Annotated in this window: 16 protein-coding genes; 6 read left to right on the forward strand and 10 right to left on the reverse strand. The window is 67.6% G+C overall.

Annotated features, from left to right (window positions below; genetic code table 11):
• Nucleotides 1–65 precede the first annotated feature (65 nt).
• The 4 genes from G539_RS25655 to G539_RS0120635 are packed head-to-tail and all read right to left on the reverse strand — an operon-like array spanning nt 66 to nt 4,451.
• Nucleotides 66–1,085: an ABC transporter permease gene (locus tag G539_RS25655; RefSeq protein WP_051231858.1), complete on the reverse strand. Its 1,020-nt coding sequence runs from the start codon at nt 1,083–1,085 to the stop codon at nt 66–68.
• Complete coding sequence (locus tag G539_RS0120625; protein WP_029076884.1) at nt 1,082–2,068, reverse strand: ABC transporter permease; 987 nt, start codon at nt 2,066–2,068, stop codon at nt 1,082–1,084. Before G539_RS0120625 ends, G539_RS25655 begins: the two co-directional genes overlap by 4 nt.
• Nucleotides 2,065–3,591 (reverse strand): sugar ABC transporter ATP-binding protein, encoded by a 1,527-nt coding sequence (locus tag G539_RS0120630; RefSeq protein ID WP_029076885.1) that lies wholly within the window; start codon nt 3,589–3,591, stop codon nt 2,065–2,067. Before G539_RS0120630 ends, G539_RS0120625 begins: the two co-directional genes overlap by 4 nt.
• A complete protein-coding gene (locus G539_RS0120635) occupies nt 3,588–4,451 on the reverse strand; it encodes an amidohydrolase family protein (protein WP_029076886.1) in 864 nt (287 codons plus the stop codon). The genes G539_RS0120630 and G539_RS0120635 overlap by 4 nt, the downstream gene beginning before the upstream one ends.
• A gap of 384 nt (nt 4,452–4,835) precedes the next feature.
• Between G539_RS0120635 and G539_RS0120645 the strand changes: the two genes are divergently transcribed.
• Nucleotides 4,836–6,464 (forward strand): GMC family oxidoreductase, encoded by a 1,629-nt coding sequence (locus G539_RS0120645; protein WP_029076887.1) that lies wholly within the window; start codon nt 4,836–4,838, stop codon nt 6,462–6,464.
• Nucleotides 6,465–6,569: 105 nt separating this feature from the next.
• On the opposite strand, the gene G539_RS0120650 is transcribed toward G539_RS0120645, so the two are convergent.
• The 6 genes from G539_RS0120650 to G539_RS0120675 all read right to left on the reverse strand — a co-directional run bounded on the left by G539_RS0120650 (nt 6,570) and on the right by G539_RS0120675 (nt 14,383).
• Nucleotides 6,570–8,546 carry a BCCT family transporter gene (locus G539_RS0120650; RefSeq protein WP_029076888.1) on the reverse strand — a complete coding sequence of 659 codons (1,977 nt, stop codon included), beginning with the start codon at nt 8,544–8,546 and terminating at the stop codon, nt 6,570–6,572.
• A 172-nt stretch (nt 8,547–8,718) separates the two neighbouring features.
• Nucleotides 8,719–9,672, reverse strand: a complete 954-nt coding sequence (locus tag G539_RS0120655) for a nucleoside hydrolase (RefSeq protein ID WP_035832200.1) — start codon at nt 9,670–9,672, stop codon at nt 8,719–8,721.
• Between the two features lie 31 nt (nt 9,673–9,703).
• Nucleotides 9,704–10,633, reverse strand: a complete 930-nt coding sequence (locus tag G539_RS0120660; RefSeq protein WP_029076890.1) for an ABC transporter permease — start codon at nt 10,631–10,633, stop codon at nt 9,704–9,706.
• Nucleotides 10,630–11,658 carry an ABC transporter permease gene (locus G539_RS0120665; protein WP_029076891.1) on the reverse strand — a complete coding sequence of 343 codons (1,029 nt, stop codon included), beginning with the start codon at nt 11,656–11,658 and terminating at the stop codon, nt 10,630–10,632. Before G539_RS0120665 ends, G539_RS0120660 begins: the two co-directional genes overlap by 4 nt.
• Nucleotides 11,655–13,196 (reverse strand): ABC transporter ATP-binding protein, encoded by a 1,542-nt coding sequence (locus tag G539_RS0120670; RefSeq protein ID WP_029076892.1) that lies wholly within the window; start codon nt 13,194–13,196, stop codon nt 11,655–11,657. Before G539_RS0120670 ends, G539_RS0120665 begins: the two co-directional genes overlap by 4 nt.
• A gap of 173 nt (nt 13,197–13,369) precedes the next feature.
• Nucleotides 13,370–14,383 carry a BMP family ABC transporter substrate-binding protein gene (locus tag G539_RS0120675; RefSeq protein WP_051231962.1) on the reverse strand — a complete coding sequence of 338 codons (1,014 nt, stop codon included), beginning with the start codon at nt 14,381–14,383 and terminating at the stop codon, nt 13,370–13,372.
• Nucleotides 14,384–14,559: 176 nt separating this feature from the next.
• On the opposite strand from G539_RS0120675, the gene G539_RS25660 reads away from it, so the two are divergent.
• The 5 genes from G539_RS25660 to G539_RS0120700 all read left to right on the forward strand — a co-directional run bounded on the left by G539_RS25660 (nt 14,560) and on the right by G539_RS0120700 (nt 22,012).
• Complete coding sequence (locus G539_RS25660; RefSeq protein ID WP_051231862.1) at nt 14,560–15,399, forward strand: SDR family NAD(P)-dependent oxidoreductase; 840 nt, start codon at nt 14,560–14,562, stop codon at nt 15,397–15,399.
• A 374-nt stretch (nt 15,400–15,773) separates the two neighbouring features.
• Nucleotides 15,774–17,072, forward strand: a complete 1,299-nt coding sequence (locus G539_RS0120685) for a type 2 periplasmic-binding domain-containing protein (protein ID WP_029076894.1) — start codon at nt 15,774–15,776, stop codon at nt 17,070–17,072.
• 105 nt (nt 17,073–17,177) lie between these two features.
• Nucleotides 17,178–18,095, forward strand: coding sequence for a carbohydrate ABC transporter permease (locus G539_RS0120690; RefSeq protein ID WP_035832350.1), 918 nt, complete (start codon nt 17,178–17,180; stop codon nt 18,093–18,095).
• Nucleotides 18,092–18,934 carry a carbohydrate ABC transporter permease gene (locus G539_RS0120695; protein WP_029076896.1) on the forward strand — a complete coding sequence of 281 codons (843 nt, stop codon included), beginning with the start codon at nt 18,092–18,094 and terminating at the stop codon, nt 18,932–18,934. Before G539_RS0120690 ends, G539_RS0120695 begins: the two co-directional genes overlap by 4 nt.
• A 54-nt stretch (nt 18,935–18,988) precedes the next feature.
• Nucleotides 18,989–22,012, forward strand: coding sequence for an alpha-mannosidase (locus G539_RS0120700; RefSeq protein WP_029076897.1), 3,024 nt, complete (start codon nt 18,989–18,991; stop codon nt 22,010–22,012).
• The last annotated feature ends 49 nt before the right edge of the window (nt 22,013–22,061 follow it).

A 22,061-nucleotide genomic window follows, 5' to 3' on the forward strand; every position in this document is an offset into this window, starting at 1 on the left:
ATGCCCAACTCCTTGATTGGTCGCGTTTTCTTCACGCGAACCGGTGTCCACTTCGCTTGAAAACGCTACCTCTGGCTGCGGGCATAGATGGCGTTGGTCATGATGATCGAGACGATGAGCAGCAGGCCCATGACGGTGAGCTGCGCGTTGATGGCGATGTTGGCGACGGTCATGCCGGTGGCGATGATGACCAGCAGCCAGGCGGCGAGGAACGTGCCGAGGATCGAGCCGCGGCCGCCGAAGATGTAGGTGCCGCCGAGCATGACGATCAGCACCATGGTGAGCTCGGCGCCCGAGGCGAGGTCGTAGCGGACCGAGCCGAGCCGCGAGGCGACCATCAGGCCGGCGATCGAACTGACGAGCCCCGAGGCGATGAACAGACCCATCTTGATCCGCCGCACGCGGATGCCGGCATGAATGGCGGCGATCTCGCTGGTGCCGATCTGGTAGATCTGGCGGCCATAGATGGTGATGCCGAGGAACAGGCCGAGCAGAACCGAGGCGGCGACGAAGACCACAACGGGCACCGGCACGATACCGACCATGCGGTAGTCGATGCCGACGAACCAGCTTGGGAAGCCACCGATCGACTTGTCGCCCGCCAGAACCTGCGCCAATCCCCGGAAGAGAATGAGCGTGCCAATGGTGACGATGATCGACGGCAGCCGCAGCACGGTGACGAGAAACCCGTTGAAGGCGCCCATGACGAGACCGGCCAGCAGGCTGACCCCGATCGCGACCGGCATCGGCAGGCCCGCCTTGAAGGCGGTGCCGAACAGGCAGGCGGAAAGCGCCATCTGGGCGGCGGGCGACAGGTCGATCTCGCCCGAGATGATGACCAGCGTCAGCACCAGCGCGACGATGGCGAACTCGATGTAATAGGTCGAACTCTCCAGGATGAAGCCGAGATCGGCGAAGAAGGGCGACAGCCGGCTGGCGACGATCGTCGCGACGACGAGCAGCACCAGCGTGACGGTCTCGGGCCGGATCAGCAGCACCTGCCAGCGTGGCCGCGGCGCGGCAGCCTCGCGCACGACGATGGTCGGCGTGGTCGTGGACGGCGTGGGCTTGTCGATGGAGTTCATGCGCCACCTCGGGCGAGCAGGCCGCGCAGCCCGCCCTGGCGGACGGTGCGGTCGATGACGAGGGCGATCAGGATGATGCCGCCATAGATGGCGTTCTGCCAGAAGCCGGAGACGCCGAGGATCGGCAGCGCCACCTGGACGGAGCCGAGCAGCAGCACGCCCAGCACCGTTCCCAGCACCGAGCCGACGCCGCCATTGATCGAGACGCCGCCGATGACCACCGCCGCGATGACGGTGAACTCGAAGCCAACGCCGGTGATGCCGGGGTTCACATAGCCGAAGCGCGCCGCGTAGATCAGGCCGGCGAGGCCGGCGAGCGCGCCGGACAGCGTGAAGACGAGGATCGTCACCGGCATCACGCGGATGCCGCGCAGCGGCGCCGCCGACGGGTTGGAGCCGATCGCGTAGATCTGGCGGCCGACCTGCGTGTAGGTCAGGAACAGCCAGGTGGCGAAGGCGACGGCATAGGCGATGATGACGATCCACGGAATGTCGATCGGCGAGGTCTGCGCCATGCGGATCAACGGCTCGGGGATGTCGTTCGGGTCGATCTGCTTCGAGCCGGACAGGATGAACAGCAGGCCGCGATAGAGGCTGAGCGTGCCGAGCGTGACGATGATCGACGGCAGCTTGAAGATCGTGACGACGAGGCCGTTGACGAAGCCGAGGGCGGCGCCCGACAGCACGCCGACCGCGAAGCCGACATAGAGCGGCAGCTCGGGATAATCGCGAAAAATCATGCCGGCGGCGATGGCCGAGAAGCCAAGGATCGAGCCGATCGAGAGGTCGACGTGACGGGCGACCAGCACCATCATCTGGCCCATAGCCGCGACCAGGATCAGCGGCACGGCGAGCAGGACAATCCGCAGGGTCTCGGCCGAGAAGAAGCGGGGCTGGATCAGGCTGACGACGGCGACGAACAGCACCAGCATGACGAGGATGCCGGCCTCGCGGGCGCGCAACAAACGGGCGATCGCGCTCATGCCGCGGCTCCCGAAACGGTATGGCGGCCGGAGCGCGGAACGGCGGCGTGCATGATGGTCTCCTGGCTCGCCTCGGCGCGCGGAATGTCGGCCGTCAGCTTGCCTTCGGACATGACGAGGATGCGATCGGACAAGGCGAGAAGCTCGGGCAGTTCGGAGGAGATCAGCAGGATGGCGCGGCCGGCCGCGGCGAGCTCGCCGATCCTGTCGTAGAACTCGGCCTTGACGCCGATGTCGATGCCTCGCGTCGGCTCGTCGAGGATGAGGATGTCGGGCTCGGCCAGCAGCCAACGGGCGAGGATCGCCTTCTGCTGGTTGCCGCCGGAGAGCTCGCCGATCGGCTGGCGCACCGTGGCGAGGCGGATCCGGAGCTTCTCGACCGATTCCTTCGCCAGCGCCTTCTCGACGGCGCGGCGGATGATGCCCTTCGGCGCGATCCGCTCCGGCACGGCGGCGGTGATGTTGGTCTCGACCGAGAGCGAGCGGAAGATGCCGGCGATGGCGCGATCCTCGGAGACGAAGGCGACGCCGCGCGCGATCGCGTCGGTCGGTTCGCGGATCTCGGCCGGCTTGCCGTCGATCTCGATCGTGCCGGAGGCGGCGGGCGCGACGCCGAAGATGGCGCGCGCCACGTCGGTGCGGCCGGCGCCGACCAGGCCGCCTAGGCCGACGATCTCGCCCTTGCGGACGTCGAAGGAGATGTTCTCGAACCGGCCCGGCAGGGTCAGGCCGCGCACCGAGAGCGCCACGGCGCCGACATGACCTACGCCGCGATGCAGATAGTCGGCGACCGGGCGGCCGATCATGCGGCGAATGATGTCGGCGTCGGTCAGGCTCGCGGTCTCGGCGGTCTCGATCTTGTCGCCATCGCGGAAGATGGTGACGCGGTCGCAGATCGCACGCACCTCTTCCAGGCGATGCGAGATGAAGATGATCGTCCGGCCCTCTTCGCGCAGCCGGCGGACGATGGTGAACAGCGTCTCGACCTCCTTCGGCGTCAGCGCGGCGGTGGGCTCGTCCATGATGATGAGACGGCTGTCGGAGGCGAGCGCGCGGGCGATCTCGACCATCTGCTGATCGGCGATCGACAGGCCCCGCATCGGCACGGTGACGTCGATCGGCACGTTCAGGAGGCCCATCAGCCGGCGCGCCTCCTTGGCGAGCTCGGCCCAGCGCACGCGCCCGAGCGGCTTGCCGCCGACCTGGCCGATGACGAGGTTCTCCGCCACCGACAGGTCCGGGAACGAGATCGGCTCCTGGTGGATCAGCGTGATGCCGAGCCGCTGCGCGCCGATCGGCGAGCCGATCTCGACGGCCTTGCCGCCGAGTTCGATGGTGCCGCGCGTCGGCCGGTGCACGCCGGCGAGGATCTTGGCGAAGGTCGACTTGCCCGCGCCGTTCTCGCCGAGCAGCGCATGAACCTCGCCCGGCATCAGGTCGAGGTCGACATTCCTCAGAACCTCGACCCCACCGAACGATTTCGAGATGCCGCGCGCCGAAACGAGCGGCTTCAGCTCTGTCATCGCGCCGTCTCCAGGCGATAGAAGCGGACGGCGTTGTCGTGCCAGAATTTTTGACGCTCGACGTCGGAGGCCGAAGCGAGGATGCCGTCGAGCATCTCGACCCAGCGGCGATACTCGATCGCCTGCACGGCCACCGGCCAGTCGCCGCCGAACATCACGCGGTCGAAACCGAAGGCGTCGATGGCGACCTCGACGTAGCGCTTCAGCTGATCATCGGTCCAGTTGGCGTGATCGGCCTCGGTGGCTACGCCGGAGATCTTGCAGACGACATGCGGCATCGCCGCCAGCTCGCGCATCTCGCTCGCCCATGGCTCCATCTCGCCGGCCTTGATGCGCGGCTTGCCGATGTGATCGAGGATCATCGGCACTTCCGGCACCTGCGCCGCGAATTTCAGGGCATTCGCCATGGTGCGCTGATCGACGCAGATGTCGAAGGAGAGGTCGAAATCGGCCAGCGTGCGCACGCCCTCGATGAAGTCGGGGCGCAGGCAGAAATCGACGTCCGGCTCGAACTGGATGATGCGGCGGATGCCGCGCAGGATGTCATGCCTGGCGAGGCGCTCGAGATCGGCGGCGACGGCCCGCCCCTTCTCCAGCGGCGCCCAGGCAACCATGCCCCGGATACGAGGATCGACCTTCGCGAGCTGCGCGATCCAGTCCGCCTCGTCCTGGTACTGCGCGGTATCGACCTCGCATTGCAGGAACACCATCGCCTCGACGCCGAGCCCTTCGGTCGCCGCATTGTAGCGGTCGAGCTCATAAGCCTGGTCGAGCACGGGATTGCCGTCGAGCCAGGCATAGCGCAGCTTCTTCGGATCCCAGAGATGGAGATGGGTATCGACGATCGGCGGCCGCGCCATCACACGCCCTCCCCGCCGCAAGCCACGATCGAAGCCACACCGATGTCGCGCACGCGCCTACCCTCCCGCTGCGCGGCGCGCATGGCGCCGCCGGGGCGCCTCCCCGCGCCCCGTTCCATTCGTGTAAACGTCAACATTATCTGCCCCATGGCGTCAAGCTCGATTTGCCTTTCGCACCCAATCTTCGAGGTTTCTCCAACTCCAGGCGGGCGATAAATTGCGATTTGGCGGGACAAATTCGCGAATGCGGGAAGAAACAACTCCCGGGCTGGTCAATGGCCAGGTCATGAAAACGATACTCATTTCGACCAAGGCCAGCGACGCCGTTGTGCAATGAGGGGGCTTCGGCTCTACTGCGCCCGACGTTCAAACGCGGGACCCCTCATGCCGGACAGCCTTGCTTCGTCGGACAGCCTCGGCAGCTTCGACTTCATCGTCATCGGCGCCGGCTCGGCCGGCTGCGTGCTGGCCAATCGGCTGAGCGCCGATGCGCGCCACAAGGTCCTGCTGCTCGAGGCCGGCGGCAACGACCGCTACCGCTGGGTCGACATCCCGATCGGCTACCTCTTCTGCATGGGAAACCCGCGCACCGACTGGCTGATGACGACGGAGGCCGAGCCGGGCCTCAACGGCCGCAGCCTCCCCTACCCGCGCGGAAAGCTGCTCGGCGGCTGCTCCTCGATCAACGGCATGATCTACATGCGCGGCCAGGCGGCTGACTATGACGGCTGGCGCCAGCAGGGCAATCCGGGCTGGGGCTGGGCCGACGTGCTGCCCTATTTCCTGAAATCCGAGGACCACCACGCCGGCGCCTCGCCGCTGCATGGCAGCGGTGGCGAATGGCGGGTGGAGAAGCAGCGCCTGAGCTGGCCGTTGCTCGACGCCTTTCGCGACGCGGCGGAGGAGCTCGGCATCGCGAAGACGGACGATTTCAACACCGGCGACAATGAAGGCTCCGGCTATTTCGAGGTCAACCAGAAGCGCGGCGTGCGCTGGAACACCTCGAAGGCCTTCCTGCGCCCGATCGAGAAGCGCCCCAACCTCACCGTGCTGACGGGCGCGGAGGCTGAAAGCCTGCTCTTCGACGGCCGTCGCGCCACGGGACTGCGTTTTCGCCACGAGGGCCGTATCCGCACCGCCACGGCCGGGCGCGAGGTCATCCTCGCCGCCGGCGCCGTGCATTCACCGAAGCTGCTGGAACTCTCCGGCATCGGCCGCCCGGACATGCTCGGCAGGATCGGCGTCGATGTCCGCCACGCGCTTCCCGGCGTCGGCGAGAATTTGCAGGACCATCTGCAGATCCGCACCGTCTTCAAGGTGTCCGGCGCGACCACGCTGAACCAGCGCTACCACAATCTGTTCAGCCGCGCCGGGATGGGGCTCGAATATGCGCTCCGCCGTTCGGGGCCACTTTCCATGGCGCCGAGCCAGCTCGGTATCTTCGCGAAGAGCGATCCGCGGCTCGCGACGCCGGACCTCGAATATCACGTGCAGCCGCTTTCGACCGACCGGCTCGGCGAGCCGCTGCACCGCTTCCCGGCGGTCACGGTCTCGGTCTGCAACCTGCGGCCGGAGAGCCGTGGCAGCGTGCACATGGAAAGCGCCGACGCCGGCGCGGCGCCAAAGATCCGGCCGAACTACCTGGCGACGGAGGGCGACCGCCAGGTCGCGGCGCGCTCAATCGAACATGCCCGAGCGCTGATGCGCACGCGCGCCATCGCCCGCTTCCGGCCGGAGGAATTCCTGCCGGGTCCGCAGTTCCACACCGAAGAGGACCTCGCTCGGAAGGCCGGCGACATCGCGACGACGATCTTCCACCCGGTCGGCACCTGCAAGATGGGCGAGGACGAAGAGGCGGTCGTCGACGCCCGCCTCCGCGTACACGGGCTCCAGGGCCTGCGCGTCGTCGACGCCTCTGTCATGCCGACCATCACGTCGGGCAACACCAATTCGCCGGTGATCATGATCGCCGAGAAGGCCGCCGACATGATCCTGGAGGACGCGCGGGGTTGAGCCTGGCCGGGGCGCAGCCCGGTCCGGAACGACGCTGAAGGTTCCGGATCCCGGCCGGGCGCGTCTTCCTTGCGCGATCCGGCCGCCCCTTCGCCCGAAAGCGCGTCAGTGCTCCGGCGCCGCGACGACGAGGGACACCGCCGGGGACTGCAACTGGGCGATGTAATGCTCGAACTTCACGAGAACGTCGTTGATGATCTGTTCCTGCGACATGCCCATGATGTCGTAGCCTCGGCTCCCGTCCGAGAAGAAGGTGTAGGCCTCATAGCGATACTTGGCCCTGGCCGCCTCGTAAGCGGTGAACGCGGGGAGCTGGTGCTCGACCCGCCGCACGCCGTAGACGAAGTTGCGCACGTCGTCGGCTGGGGCCGTCAGCGTGACCGTGCCGGCCTCCCGGTCCGTTTCGACCTCCGCCGCCCGCGACCGCGCTTGCAACTCCCTCGCCACGGCCTTGAGCGCCGGGCTCACCGCCTCCTCCAGAAACCGGTCGATATCCCTGGCATCCGGCGCGCGCAGAAGCTGGGCCAGCCTTTTTTGCCAGGTCATCCCCGACGCGGGATAGGCCTGGGGCATGACCGCCCCCTGGGCCTGCCGGCTGGCGACGTCGGCCTTCATGCCGAGGAACAGCGACCAGACGAGGATCAGCATCACGATCGAGAACGGCAGCGCCGTCGAGATCGTGGCGGATTGCAGGGCCGACAGGCCGCCGGCGGCGAGAAGCACGGCTGCGACGGCGCCACTCAGCACGCACCAGAACACACGCTGGAGATAGGGCGTATCGGTGCGCCCCCCGGCCGCGATCGTGTCCATGACGAGCGAGCCGGAATCCGCCGACGTGACGAAGAAGATGACAATCAGCACCACCGCCAGGGCCGATGTCACCGCGGAGAAGGGCAGATACTGGAAGAACTGGAACAGCGCGACGGACAGATCCGCCTGCACGGCCTTCGCCAGCGCGCCGCTGGCCAGGGTGGTGTCGATCTCCATGGCCGTATTGCCGAAGACGGTCATCCAGAAGAACGTGAACCCTGCCGGGATGAACAGGACGGCGACCACGAACTCGCGCACGGTGCGCCCGCGCGAGATGCGCGCGATGAACATGCCCACGAAGGGGGACCAGGAGATCCACCAGGCCCAGTAGAACAGCGTCCACTTGTCGATCCAGGGACGGGGCTCGTAGGCATAGATGTTGAACGTTCGCAGCAGGATGCTGTCGAGATACAGCCCGATATTCTGAACGAAGTCTCGCATCAGCAGACGGGTTGGCCCGACCAGCAAGACGAACAGCATGAGCAGAACGGCGACCGACAGATTGAGCTCGCTCAGGACGCGAACGCCCCTGTCGAGCCCGGACATCACGGACAGGGTGGCGATCGCCGTGACGACGGCCACCAGGAGAATCTGGATCGACAGCGACACCGGCACACCGAGCAGGTAGTTCAACCCGGCATTGATCTGCAGCACGCCGAAGCCGAGCGAGGTGGCGAGCCCGAACATGGTGCCGCAGACCGCGAAGATATCGACGACATGGCCGATCGGGCCATGGATGCGCTCCTTCAGGATCGGATAGAGCCCGGAGCGGATGGTGAGCGGCAGGTTGTAGCGATAGCCGAAATAGGCGAGCGACAGTCCGACCACGGCATAGATCGCCCAGGCGTGCATGCCCCAGTGGAAGAAGGTCACGCTCATCGCCTCGCGCTTGGCGGCGATTGTCAGCGGCGCGGCTTCCGGCGGCGCCGCGAAATGGGTCATTGGCTCGCCGACGGCGAAATACATCATGCCGATGCCCATGCCGGCGGCGAACAGCATCGACAGCCAGGACAGGAAGCGGAAGTCCGGCACGGCGTCATCCGGCCCCAGCTTCAGATCGCCATAGCGACCGAACGAGAGCAGGATCATGGCGATGAGGAAGATGCCGACGGCCAGCAGGTAGAGCCAGCCAAATCCCGACAGGATGGCGGCCTGCATGCCGCTGAAGATCTCGTCGGCTCGCTGCGGAAAGGCGGCGCCGATGCCGACAAACAGGAGAACGATCGCGACGGATCCGAAGAACACCGGCGGATTGACCACAAAACTCGGCACGCTCGGCCCTCCGGATTGCAGCGACTCCGTTCGGCGCAAACCAAGACGATTTCGCCGTCGAGACGATCGGAAGATGCCGGAGTTTCCGCCGGCGCCATTCGCCCCGCAAGAGCCTTGCCGACCGGCGACGCCGGTCGGGATCGACGGGTTGCGCTTCCTAGCGCGAAGCGGCTCAGCGCCCCTTCATCAGCGCCATGAAGTCGTCCTCGAAGCGGGGACGATCGACCGTCATGGCGACATTGGCGTTGTGGAAGGGGATCGCCGTGCGGCGGCGGTCGGCGACGGTCTGGCCGCGCGTCAGCTCGCCATGCAGCTCGACGTCGACATACATGCGCTCCAGGCCGACCAGAGTCGGATCCTCGGCGACGGCGACGGCGAGCGGATCGTGCAGGCCGCAGCCCTGGATGCCCGGATACATCGTCTTGTAGGCGTCGACGTAGAACTGCGTGATCTGCATCAGCGTCCGGGCCGCGTGATCACCCTCCCGCGAAATCTCGGCCATCATGTCGGTCGAGAGCAGGGTCGTCATGGTGACGTCCATGCCGACCAGCGTCACGTTGGCGCCGGACTGCAGCACGATATGCGCGGCTTCCGGGTCATTCGCGAAATTGGCGTCCACCATCGGCGCGATCGGGCCATGGATGCCCGGATGCAGGATCGTCGAACCCATCACGACGATCTCCTTCACCAGCTTGGCGATCTCGGGCGCCTTGGTGATGGCGAGCGCGACGTTGGTGATCGGGCCGACAGGGCAGAGCGTGATCTCGCCGGGATTTTCCTTGATGACGCGGATCATCAGGTCGATCGCGTGCTCGTCGACGGCCTTGATCTTCGGTGCCGGCAGCTCGACGTCGCCGAGCGCGTTGGAGCCGTGGATGTGGTCGGCCAGGCGCTTGTAGGGGCGGATCAGCGAGCGCGCCACGCCCTGCGCCACCGGGATTTCCGGCCGGCCGAGCAGTTCCAGAATCTTGAGCGTGTTCTCGGTGGCGATCACCGTGTCGGTGTTGCCAAAGGTGGTGGTCAGCGCCTCGAGCCGGATACCCGGGCGGCGTACCGCGTAGAAGATCGCCATGGCGTCGTCGACGCCGGTGTCGACGTCGAGGATCATGCGGCAGGGTGCGGTCATGGCGGATATCCTTGATGGCAGGGCGCGCGCGTCAGGCGTGCGCGGTGAGCGTTTCGGCGGCGCGGCGCTTCAGCCGCTTGCGATGGCTGAGCGCCAGCGCCAGCAGCGTCACGACATAGGGCACGACGTCGGTGAGCTGGTTGGGCAGGCCCTGGCTCTGCAGGCGGACGGAGAGGGCGTCTGCGACGCCGAACAGCACGCAGGCGAGCGCCGCCCAGAGCGGGTGGTTGCGGCCGAGCATGACGGCGACGACGGCGATCCAGCCGCGGCCGGCGCTCATGTCCTCGGAGAAGATGCTGACCGTGCCGAGCGAGAGCTGCGCGCCGCCGAGGCCGGTCAGGCCGCCGGCGAACAGGACCGTCAGCACGCGATAGCGCAGCACATCGACGCCCATGGTACCGGCAGCGCTGGCATCCTCGCCGACGCCGCGCATCCGGAGGCCCACCGGCGTGCGGAACATCATGATCGTCACGGCGGCGGTGAGGATCCAGGCAAGCCAGGTGATCACGGTCTGGCGAGAGAAGATCCAGCCGATCCAGGGGATGGTGTTGATCGCGTCGATGCGGATCTTGGAGAGCCCGACGATGGCCGGGTCGGAGAAGGTGCCGGAGACGCCGAACATCTGCCGGAGCAGATAGGCGGTGAGGCCCGAGGCGAGCAGGTTCATGCCGATGCAGATCACCACCGCGTCGCCTTTGAACACCGTCGCGCCATAGGCGAGGATCAGCGAGAACAGCACGGTGAAGACAATGGCGAACAGTACGCCGCCGAGCGCGCTGCCGGTGGCGTAGGAGCCGACGACGGCGGCAAACGCGCCGACCAGCAGCTGGCCTTCCATCGCCATGTTGAAGACGCCGACCCGGCCGCAGAGGGTGCCGGCGAGCGCGGCGAGCAGGATCGGCGTGATCGACTGGACGGCGGAATTGACCAGCGACGGGGTGATGAAGCTCATCAGGCTCATGACGACTTCCTCCCGACGCCGTGGCGTATGGCGAGGAAGAGAATGATCACCGCCTGCAGCACCATGGTGAGGACGCGGGGGATCTCGGTCTCGCGCTGCATGGCGAAGCCGCCCGTCTGCAGCCCGGCGAAGAACAGGCCCGCCGCGATGGCGCCGAGCGGCGCGCCGCCGGCGAGCAGCGCCGCCATCAGGCCGGACCAGGTGTAGCCCGGCGTCAGCAGCGCGCCGTCCTGGTAGCGATAGAGCGAGCCGAGCACGAGAATGGCACCGACGAGGCCGGCGATGGCGCCGCTGGCGAACATCACACGCACCTGCTGCGAAGCGAGGCGGACGCCGCCATAGCCGGCGAATTTCGCGTTCTGCCCGCGCATGCGGAGCTCATAGCCGGCGACGGTGCGGCGATCGAAGAAGACGACGGCCGCGGCGACGACGACCATCAGGATCAGGCCGATATTGAGCGGGCCGGCGATGACGGGCAGGCGCGCCGCTTCCGGGATCATCCGGGTCTGGGCGAGTCCGGTGGTCAGGTCGCGCAGCGGGAAGCCGACGAGATAGGAAGCGATGCCGATCGCCGGATAGGAGAGCAGCAGCGTCGAGATCAGCATCGGGATGCCGAAGCGGGTCTCGCCCCAGGCGGCGAGCGAGGCATAGAGGCCCGACGCGATCATGGCGCAGAGGATCGCGGCGGCGATCAGGAGCGGCCCCGGCAGCGGCAGATAGAGCGCCGCCAGCGCCGCGACGAGGCCGCCAATGACGAGCTGGCCGTCACCGCCGAGATTGACCATGCCACCCCGAAGCGGCAGCGCCGCGACCAGCGTCATGCCGACCAGCGGCACGGCCCAGTTCAGCGTGTTCGGCCAGTTCGATGGCGCCAGCGCGCCGACCAGGATGGCGCGATAGGCGGCGACGGGATCCCCGCCCGAGGCAAGAACCAGCAGCCCGCCGATGAGAATGCCGATGCCGATCGCCAGCGGCACGGCCGGAATACGCGGCAACCGCGACGCGCGCACGCTCTGTTCGCTCATGCGGCCTCCGTTCCGTCTTTGAGGTGCGCCTCACCGACGCGGCCGGCCATCAGCAGGCCGAGCGTCTCCTCGTCGGCCTCGGCGACCGGCAGCTCCGCGAGGATTCGGCCATCGAACATGACGAGGACGCGGTCCGACAGCGCCAGGATCTCGGTCAGCTCGGCCGAGACCAGAAGCACGGCCCCGCCCCGGTCGCGCTCGGCGACGAGCTGACCGTGAATGAACTCGATCGCGCCGACATCGACGCCGCGCGTCGGCTGCTCGGCGATCAGCAGTTGTGCGGCGTGCGAAAGCTCGCGCGCGACCACCACCTTCTGCAGATTGCCGCCCGACAGCGTGCCGACGGGAAGCTGTTCGGAGCCGATCTTCACCCCGAAGCGCGCGATCAGCTTCTTCGCATGCGCCGTGACGGCGGCGCCGTCGAGCAGCCGCCCCTTCGCGAGCGGAGGCTTGCGCTGGAAGCCCATTGCCAGATTGTCGGCGGCGGAGGCGGTGAGCGCCGTACCGGTGGTGGCGCGGTCCTCGGGGATATAGGCGAGGCCGGCGTCGCGGTGCCGCTCGACATCGACACCGGTAACGTCGACGCCGTGGATCGCGACGCTGCCGCCATCGGGGATGCGCAGACCGGTCAGCGCCTCGATCAACTCGGTCTGGCCATTGCCGGCGACGCCGGCGATGCCGACGATCTCGCCGGCGCGGATGGAGAGATCGACGTGATCGACCACCGGCTTGCCGCCATCGGCCGCGACCGTCAGCCCGCGCGCCTGGAGCACGACGGCACCGGGTTTGGCGGCCCCCTTCTCGACCGTCAGATTGACCGCCCTGCCCGTCATGGCGCGGATGATCTCGCGCGGCGAGGTCTCTGAAGTCACCATCCGGTCGACCACCTTGCCGTCGCGCAGCACGGTGACGCGATCGGTGATCGCCATCACCTCGTGCAGCTTGTGCGTCACGAACAGGATGGTGCGGTCGTCCGCGGTCAGGTGGCGGATGATGTCGAACAGGCCGTCGCGCTCCTGCGGCGTCAGCACGGCGGTCGGCTCGTCGAGGATAAGCACGCGGGCGTCGCGATAGAGCGCCTTCAGGATCTCGACGCGCTGGCGCACGCCGACCGAAAGCTTGCCGACGACGGCGTTGGGCTCGACCTGCAGGCGATAGCGCTCGGCCAGCGCCGCGACCTTGGCCGCGGCGGCGCGGCGGTCGATGAAGACGCCGCGAGCCGGCTCCATGCCGTAGACGACATTTTCCCAGACGGTCAGCGAATTGAACAGCTTGAAGGCCTGATGGACCATGCCCATGCCGGCGCCGATGGCGTCCAGCGCCGAGCGATAGTGCATCTCGGTGCCGCGCAGGACGATGCGGCCGGCATCCGGCGCCTGCATGCCGTAGAGGATCGACATCAGCGTCGACTTGCCGGCGCCGTTCTCGCCCATCACGGCATGAACCTCGCCGCGCAGCACGGAAAGGTCGACATGGTCATTGGCCAGGAGCGGGCCATAGCGCTTGACGATGCCGGTGGCTTCGAGCTCGATCGTCATCCCAGCTTCGATCTGTTGGAAAAGCGCGCTCCACCGAGGGAAGCGCCTCTGCCCCGCCGCGCGGGGAACGTCGGGGCGGAGCCTATCGGGCCCTAGCCCGTCCAGGTCAAGCCCGGATCGAAAAAGGATCGCGCGACCGATGCGCGCGATCCCCCGTGTCGTGTCGTCCGTCGTTACTTCGCGGCCTGCATCGGGTCGGCGACCTTGATCGTGCCGGCGACGATCTCGTCGCGCAGAGCCTTCACCTTCTCGACGACATCTGGGAACTTGGCGATCAGGCAGCCCGACTCGGCGAGGCCCGGCTCCAGGCTGGTCAGCGTCATGCCGCCCTCGGCGAGGCCATAGGTGGCAAACGGCGGCTGGTCGCCCTTGAACAGGCCGGCGACGCCCTTCTCGATCACCGTGTCGGTGCGCTTCTGGACGTTGTCCATGACGAGGCCCGGCGCCTGCGGGCACTGGTTCGAATCGACGCCGAAAGCCGCCGCGCCCGGCAGGTCTTCCATCGCCTTGAAGATGCCGCCGTTCGAGCCGGCGCCACCGGCCATGACGCGGTCGGTATTGTCGGAGACCATGATGCTGGCGCGCTGCTGGCCACGGGCCGGATCGGAGAACGGATTGTTGCCGCCGATCCAGAGCGTCGGGGCGATCTCGATCTCCGGCTTCACGTGCTTGGCGCCCTCGGCGAAGGGATCCGTGTAGCGGTGGATGAAGGGGATATCGAGCGCGCCGATGGCACCGACCTTGCCGGTCTCGCTGGTCAAGGCCGCCGCCGCGCCGGCGAGGAAGCTCGCCTCGTATTCGCGGAACACCGAGCAGTGGATGTTGTCGACCGGCGTCTGCGGGCAGCTGTCGACGAGCAGGAACCTGGTCTCCGGATAAGCCTTGGCGACCTCCGGCAGCACGTCGTTGAACTCGAAGCCGACGGCGATCACCACCTTGGCACCTTCCTTGGCGGCGGCGTCGAGGTTCTGGCGGATGGTGGTCGGGTCGGTGCTCTCATAGACCTTGGCAGTGGCGCCGACGGCTTCCGCCGCCTTCTCCGTGCCGGCCTTGGCGAGCTTCAGAAAGTCGTTCACGCCGACCGGGTTGGGCGAGACGAAGACGATCAGCGGCTTCGCATCCTGAGCCTGAGCCGCCGTCACCGCCATCAGCGCCGCCGCGCCAGCCAAAAGACTCCGAAGCCTCATCTGCATTCTCCTGGGTGTTGGATGGCCGGAAGATACCGAGTCAGCGATGACGCCACAACTGCGATTGACCGCCTATCGATCCTGCCTATTCTGCGCGCAGGCGATGGCTCCCCGATCGCCGTCACCACGAGCCTTGATCTGGAAGGACCGGCGGCGCGCCGGCGATTGGATTTCCGATGTCGAAATATGAAACCCGCCGCCCCGACAAGCCGCTGCCGCTCCGCAAGAGCCGCGCGTTTCCGGTGCATGCCGGCAAGGGATTTCTCGTCACCGGCGGCACGGGCGGCATCGGCCGCGCGATCGCCGAGCTGCTGATTGCCCAGGAGGCGCGGGTCGTCATCGCCGACCTGAAGCCGGAAGCGGTCGACGCGACGGTCGAGGCGCTCGGCGGCGCGGCCGGCGGCTGCTTCGGCGTGGTGATGGACGTCGCCTCGGAAGCGGCGGTGACGGCCGGCGTCGCGCGCTCGATCGAGCTGCTCGGCCGGATCGACGGCCTCGTCAATTCCGCCGCCATCGTGCTGCACGCCGATCCGCTCGCGGTCTCGCGCGCCGACTGGCAGAAGCAGTTCGAGATCAACCTGTTCGGCGCCTATGACGTGTCGCGGCTGGTGGCCGAGCACATGATCGAGCATTCGATCCCCGGCGCCATCGTCTCGATCGCGTCGGAATCCGGCAAGAAGGGCCATGTCGAGTCGCTCGCCTACAGCGCCTCCAAGGCCGGCCTGATCTCGATGACGCGCATGCTGTCGGAAGCGCTGGCGGCCTACGACATCAACGTCAACTGCGTCTGCCCCGGCGGCGTCGCGACGCCGATGCTGCGCGAGGTCTCCGAGGCCTATTCCTCCTTCACCTCCGAACCGGCGCCGGCGATCTTCGACAAGATGCTGGCGGCGCAGCTCGTGCGCCACATCCAGCCGGTCGAGGTGGCGCGGCTGACCTCGTTCCTGCTCGGCGACGACGCCATGCTAGTGCGCGGCCAGGCCGTCAACGCCGACGCCGGCGAAACGCCGTACTGATCCCGATCACCGCCACGGCGGATCCACGCACCGAAACGGACCGGCCGCGCCCTTGGCGGCCGGCGCCCCAGCGCATCCCGCGCCCGCTGCCCGCGGCCATCGCCACCGGCGGCGCGCCGGCGTTCGCGCGCCCTTCCCGACCGCCCCACCCTCCCCGCTGAACGCCGCCGACCTCTGGCCGGCCGCGCGGGATCGCGCAAAGCCGGGCGGCGCCATGGCAAACCCCACCACGTCGCGTCCCCCCCCCCCCCCCCCGCCGAGACAAAATCAATGTGATTTATTTCCCTGAGGCCCCGCAAGAATGGGCCGCAGGAATGCAAGAGACGGCCGCCAGAGCCGTTCGATCGAGGAAACACCCCACGGGAGATTTCATGATGCGCTTGCGTCTCGTCACCGCGTTGCTGGCTTCCGCCGCCGCGCTTGTCGCCGTATCCGCCCAAGCCCAGGATCTCGTCACCAAGGACCGCGTCGGTCCGGCCGACGCCCCGAAATCCTTGACCCTCCGCCTCACCGGCGACGGCCCGACCAGCACCGACCCGGTCTGGGCCGAAGGCTACAAGAAGCTCTTTGGCGAGTTCATCCAGCGCCATCCGGGCTGGCGCATCGACCTCGAGCGCATGTCCGACAATATCGGTCAGGAACAGGCTCGCATGCTGGAGCAGGCGAAGTCGGGCCAGGGTCCGGACTGCGCCGCGGTCGACAGCTTCGTGCTCGCCCTGTTCAAGGGCGCCAACGTGCTGCAGCCGCTCGACGAATACTTCACCAAGGAAGAAGTGGCCGACCTCTTCCCGTTCATCCGCGACGGCATCACCGGCGCGGACGGCAAGATCTACGCCTGGTGGTGGAACACCGACCTGCGCGTCCTCTACCGCAACAAGGACATCGTGCCGGACGCGCCGCAGACCTGGGAAGATCTGAAGGCCGCCGCCATCGCCTCCAAGGACAAGGGCATGGAAGGCGTGCTGTTCAACGGCGGCCGCTGGGAAGGCACCACCTTCGACTGGCTGGCGAATTTCTGGGCGCAGGGCGGCAAGCTCGTCGACGACAGCGGCAAGCCGGTCTTCGCCGAGGGCGAGAACCGCGAGAAGTTCCTGAAGGCGGTCAACTACTTCAAGGATCTCGTCGATTCCGGCGCGGCACCGAAGCGCGTCGCCACCATCGTCAATTATGACGAGTTCAATGCCGCCGCCGCGGCCGGCTCGACCGCCCTCTTCATCGGCGGCAACTGGCAGTATGGCCAGCTCAAGAACACGCTGGAGCCGGAAGAGTTCGAGAAGTGGACCTTCTCGGAGATCCCCGGCCCGACCAAGGACCAGCGCTCGACCGGCACCGGCGGCTGGACCTTCGGCGCCTTCTCGAAGGACCCCGAGAAGGTCGCCATGTGCGCGGCGATCGTGAAGGAGATCTATGCCGGCCCCGGCAACGCGCTGCAGCAGCAGCTGCCGACCGCCAAGGCGCTCTACGGCAAGTACGACGTCTTCAAGACCCCGGCCAACGAGACCTTCGCCAAGGCGCTCGAGAATGGCCAGGCCCGCCCCGGCGTGCCGATCTATCCGGAGATCTCGAACCAGATCCAGGTGATGATGGGCGAGGTGCTCGCCGGCACCAAGACGCCCGAGGCCGCGCTCGACGCCGCCAACGCCGCCGTCCAGGCCGCCTACGCCCGGCCCTGACGGATCCGACGCGACCATCCCGGCCGGCGACACTCTCGCCGGCCGGGACCACCGGGCGCCGCGTTTGGGCAGGAGCGAAACATGCAGACGACACAGGCGGCCACCATGGCCGTGAGCCGGCGCGTGGCCGGCCCCAGCCTGGGGCGGCGCCTCGAGGCCAACCCCTTCACATGGCTCGTGCCCGTCGCGGTCATGCTCGGCATCTTCTATCTCTATCCGATCTTCGACGTGTTCCGGCTCGGGCTGACCAATGCCAGCCTGGTCGGCACCGGCGAGCAGTACACGCTCGCCACACTCAGGGCGATGCTCGAAAACCCGGCGCTGGGCGGCATCCTCTGGACCACCTTCGTCTTCACCTTCGGCAGCGTCGTCGGCCAGCAGCTCTTCGGCCTCGCCATCGCGCTGATCGTCATGCGCGGCGAGCGGCGCAAACTCAAGGGCATGGTGGCGCTCCGCACCATCGTGCTGATCGCCTGGGTCATCCCCGGCATCGCCAACGGCCTGATCTGGCAGATGCTGTTCAGCGAAGCCCCGTTCGGCGCCATCAATTCCGTGCTGCGGCTGATGCACATCTCGCCGGTCGCCTGGCTCTCCGACCCGCACAACGCCATGCTGTCCGCCGTCATCTCGAATGTCTGGCGCGGCACCGCCTTCTCGATGATCGTGTTCTACGCGGCGCTGAAGGCGATCGACCCGACGCTCTATGAGGCCGCCAGCGTCGACGGCGCCAGCGGCACGCAGAAGCTGCGCTTCATCACGCTGCCGCAGCTGCGCGCCGCCATCCTCGTCAACTCGATCCTCGTCACCATCCAGACGCTCAACACCTTCGACGCGATCATCTCACTGACCGGCGGCGGCCCCGGCCGCGCCACCGAGGTGCTGTCGCTCTTCACCTTCAACACCGTGTTCCGCAACTACGACCTCGCCGGCGGCAGCGTGCTGTCGGTGCTGATGCTGGTGATCAGCCTGGTGCTGGCACTCGGCTACGCGTCGTTCCTGCCGCGCAGGGAGGTGTCCGAATGACCATCGAACAGCGCGAGAAATGGGGCGACGCCCTCACCTACCTGGCCGCGATCGTCATCGCCGCCTTCTTCCTGACGCCGCTCGCCTGGCTGCTGTCGCTATCGCTCCGGGCCCGGCAGGAAGTCTTCCTCGGCGCCAGCCGCTTCATCCCGAAGCGGCCCACCCTCGACAATTTCGCCCAGATCCTCTCGGACCCGACCTTCCTGCTCTACCTCTGGAACGGGCTGAAGCTCTCGGCGCTCGGCGGCCTCGGCTGCCTGTTGGTGGCGGCGCCGGCCGCCTACGCCTTCTCGCGCTTCTGGTTCTCCGGCAAATCGGCGCTGATGATGGCGATCCTCGCCTTCCAGATGATCTCGCCGCTCGTCATCCTGGTGCCGCTCTACCGCTACATGAGCGCGCTCGGCCTCATCAACAGCCATTTCGGCGTCACCATGGTCTACATCGCCGTCAGCGTGCCGATGTGCGTCTGGCTGGTGAAGGGCGCCATCGACAACATCCCGAAGTCGCTGGAGGAGGCCGCGGCCATCGACGGCTGCAGCCGTTTCGGCACGTTCTGGCGCATCACGCTGCCGCTCGCCGCGCCTGGCCTCGCCTCGGCCTTCATCCTGATCCTGATCCTGAACTGGTCGCAGTTCCTGATCCCGTTCCTGCTCCTGAACAAGGACGCGCAGCTGCCGATCTCGGTGGCGATCTTCAACTTCTCCGGCACTTCCAACGCGTCCACCACCCAGGTGCTCGCGGCCGCCTGCCTCGTCGCGGTGGTGCCGGCCATCGTCGCCTTCCTCCTTCTGCAGCGCATGATCGTCGGAGCCCTGACCGCCGGCGCCGTGAAGGGCTGATCCCGAATCCATCCATCGCTTTCATCGAGCTTCTTTTTGATACGGAGAATTGGAATGTCCCTGACCCTCCAGCAGCGGCTCGACCGCATCGGCGTCCGCGTCGAGGAACTGGGGTTCTGGCGCGAGCGCGAGACCGTGGCGGTCGAGGGCTGGCGGTTCAACGGCGCGCCGATCGCGCTGGGCGGCTTCTGGCCCAAGCGGGACGGCGCCATCGCCCTCGACGCCGAGGCGACGGTGCCGGCGCACTGGACGCTGGCTGACACGCGCCTCCTGATCGACGTCGGCGGCGAGAGCCTGATCACGCTCACCCCCGAGGGCAAGGGAACCGAGACCCGCTTCGGCCTCGACCCCTATCACCAGGAATTCCCCGTCCCCGGCCAGCGCTTCCAGATCCATGTCGACGCCGTCGCCCGCCTGCCCTTCGGCGAGCCGGTGCGCGAGCCGCGCCTGACTCGCGCCCACCTCGCCTGGATCGACCAGCCGGTGCACGACCTCGCGCTGCTGCTGCAGCAGGTGCTCGAGACGGCGCGGATGCTCGGCGACCACGAAGTGGTGCCGCATCTCGCCACCGCCGCCGAGCACACCTTCGCCGCCCTCGACTGGCCCTCGGCGACGCAGGATTACGTCGCCCGCACGGCGCCGCAGCGCGGCCAGCAGAAGATCTGGCAATTGCCGCCGCTCAAGGCCGATCCGGAGGGCCTGCGCCAGGACCACCGCGCCAGCGTGAAGCGCGCGCTCGAAGACCTGCGCGAGACGCTGAAGGGCCTGAAGGCGCGCTATCCGCAGCAGGGCAAGCTCGGCATCACCGGCCACGCCCATATCGATCTCGCCTGGCTCTGGCCCTATGACGAGACCCGCCGCAAGGCGCGGCGCACCTTCAACACCGCGCTCCGCCTGATGGAGCGCTTCCCCGATTTCGTCTTCAACCAGTCGACCGCCGCCTATTACGCGCAGATCGAGGAGGACGACCCGGCGCTGTTCGAGGAGATCCGCGCGGCCGTGAAGAGCGGCCAGTGGGAGACGATCGGCGGCATGTGGGTCGAACCCGATACCAACATGCCGACCGGCGAGAGCTTCGTGCGCCAGATCCTCTACGGCCAGCGCTATTTCGAGGAGAAGTTCGGCGTCCGCCACCGTGTCTGCTGGCTTCCCGATTGCTTCGGCTTCTCGCCGGCCATGCCGCAATTGCTGCGCCAGGGCGGCATGGACTCGTTCTTCACCATCAAGGTGAACTGGTCGGAGACCAACCGCTTCCCCTATGACCTGTTCCAGTGGGAAGGCCTCGACGGCAGCCGCGTGCTGGCCCACACCTTCGACAATCCGGTGCGCGGCTATAACGGCTCGACCGAGCCCGAGGCGATCCTCGGCACCTGGGGCAATTTCCGCGGCAAGACCCTCCATGACGAGAGCCTGCTCGCCGTCGGCTATGGCGATGGTGGCGGCGGCGTGACGCCGGAAATGCTGGAGCGCCAGGCGCAGCTTGCCGACTTCCCGGCCGTGCCGGCGCTTCAGCCTGTGCGCGTCGAGGACGTCTTCGCCCGCATGCACGAGATCCCGGCCTCGCAGGTTCCCGTCTGGTCGGGCGAGATCTATCTCGAACTGCACCGTGCGACGCTGACGACGCAGAGCCACACCAAGCGCCTGCACCGTCATGCCGAACGGGCGCTGATCACCGCCGAGACGGTCGCCTCGCTCGCGACCCTGCTGGGCGCGGCGAAACCGGAGAGCCTGGAGCCGGCCTGGCGCAAGGTGCTCAAGAACGAGTTCCACGACATCCTGCCGGGCTCCGGCATCCGCGAGATCTATGACGACGCCGAGCGCGAGCTCGGCGAGGCGCTCGAAACCGGCCTCGCCGCGCAGCAGGACGGGCTCGCCAAGCTGGTGGCCCAGCTTCCCAAGGGCGACCTCGACGACGCGATCGTCGTCGTCAATCCGGACCTGCATGCCCGACCCGTGCGCGCCGAGATCGATGGCAAGCCGCTGGCGCTCGACGTCACCGTGCCGCCGCTCGGCATCGTCGTGCTGGACAAGCAGGATCTCGCCCCGGCATCCGGCCTCAGCGTCTCGAAGACCAAGCTCGAGAACAGCCTGATCCGCGTCACGCTCAACCCGGACGGCACGCTCGCCAGCCTCTTCGACAAGCGGGCCGGCCGCGAGGCGCTCGCCGGCCGCGGCAACCAGCTCTGGGTCTATCCCATGGACAAGCCGCGCAACTGGGACGCCTGGGACCTGGAGGACGACTACACCGCCAACGGCCAGGAACTGACCTCGTTCGAGAGCTTCGATGTGGTCGAGGACACGCCGCACCGGGTCGGTATCCGGATCGTGCGCAAGTTCCGCGATTCGACCATCACGCAGACGCTGCAGCTTCTCGCCAACGCGCCGCGCCTCGACATCAAGACGGATCTCGATTGGCACGATCGCCGCGTCCTGCTCCGGACGCAGACGCCGGTCGACGTGCGCTCCGACCTCGCCACCTTCGAATGCGCCTTCGGCGTCGTCCGCCGCACCACCCACACCAACACCTCGTGGGATGCCGCGAAGTTCGAGGTGCCGGCGCATCGCTTCGCCGATCTGTCGGAGCCCGGCTTCGGCGTGGCGCTGCTCAACAACGGCAAATACGGCCACAGCATCAAGGACAACGTGCTCGGCCTCAGCCTGCTGCGCGCGCCGATCTATCCGGACCCGCTCGCCGACGAGGGCGAGCAGAGCTTCGTCTACGCGCTGATGCCGCATCAGGGCGCCTGGCACGAGGGCGGCGTGCGCGAGGAGGCGCTGGACCTGAACCAGCCGCTGCTCGCGACGAGCGCTTCCGGCCTCGCCGCCGGCACCGAGACGCCGATCGCGATCTCCGGCATCCCGGCCGGCATCGGCGGCCTCAAGGGCAGCGAGGACGGCAAGGCGCTCGTGCTGCGCGTCTACGAGCCGGCCGGCGGCCGCGGCCGCTTCGAGGTGGTGCCGAGGGACGGCTGGCTGCTGTCGGGTCCGGTCAACATCCTCGAGGAGCCCGCGGACCGCGCCGCCGGACCGGATCTCCGACCCTTCGAGGTCCGAAGCTGGCTGCTCAAGCAGAGGTAGGCCCCGGTCATCCTTGACAAGCTAGCCCCCCATGCCCTCTATCCGCCGG

Source organism: Kaistia adipata DSM 17808 (assembly GCF_000423225.1).
In the GTDB taxonomy this organism is placed as follows: domain Bacteria; phylum Pseudomonadota; class Alphaproteobacteria; order Rhizobiales; family Kaistiaceae; genus Kaistia; species Kaistia adipata.

Coding starts and splice junctions, on each gene's coding strand:
- G539_RS0120685 (WP_029076894.1), top strand. CDS start 15,774: ATGCGCTTGCGTCTCGTCACCGCGTTGCTGGCTTCCGCCGCCGCGCTT.
- G539_RS0120675 (WP_051231962.1), bottom strand. CDS start 14,383: ATGAGGCTTCGGAGTCTTTTGGCTGGCGCGGCGGCGCTGATGGCGGTG.
- G539_RS0120690 (WP_035832350.1), top strand. CDS start 17,178: ATGGCCGTGAGCCGGCGCGTGGCCGGCCCCAGCCTGGGGCGGCGCCTC.
- G539_RS0120695 (WP_029076896.1), top strand. CDS start 18,092: ATGACCATCGAACAGCGCGAGAAATGGGGCGACGCCCTCACCTACCTG.
- G539_RS0120655 (WP_035832200.1), bottom strand. CDS start 9,672: ATGACCGCACCCTGCCGCATGATCCTCGACGTCGACACCGGCGTCGAC.
- G539_RS0120630 (WP_029076885.1), bottom strand. CDS start 3,591: ATGACAGAGCTGAAGCCGCTCGTTTCGGCGCGCGGCATCTCGAAATCG.
- G539_RS0120665 (WP_029076891.1), bottom strand. CDS start 11,658: ATGAGCGAACAGAGCGTGCGCGCGTCGCGGTTGCCGCGTATTCCGGCC.
- G539_RS25660 (WP_051231862.1), top strand. CDS start 14,560: ATGTCGAAATATGAAACCCGCCGCCCCGACAAGCCGCTGCCGCTCCGC.
- G539_RS0120700 (WP_029076897.1), top strand. CDS start 18,989: ATGTCCCTGACCCTCCAGCAGCGGCTCGACCGCATCGGCGTCCGCGTC.
- G539_RS0120625 (WP_029076884.1), bottom strand. CDS start 2,068: ATGAGCGCGATCGCCCGTTTGTTGCGCGCCCGCGAGGCCGGCATCCTC.
- G539_RS0120660 (WP_029076890.1), bottom strand. CDS start 10,633: ATGAGCCTGATGAGCTTCATCACCCCGTCGCTGGTCAATTCCGCCGTC.
- G539_RS0120635 (WP_029076886.1), bottom strand. CDS start 4,451: ATGGCGCGGCCGCCGATCGTCGATACCCATCTCCATCTCTGGGATCCG.
- G539_RS25655 (WP_051231858.1), bottom strand. CDS start 1,085: ATGAACTCCATCGACAAGCCCACGCCGTCCACGACCACGCCGACCATC.
- G539_RS0120670 (WP_029076892.1), bottom strand. CDS start 13,196: ATGACGATCGAGCTCGAAGCCACCGGCATCGTCAAGCGCTATGGCCCG.
- G539_RS0120645 (WP_029076887.1), top strand. CDS start 4,836: ATGCCGGACAGCCTTGCTTCGTCGGACAGCCTCGGCAGCTTCGACTTC.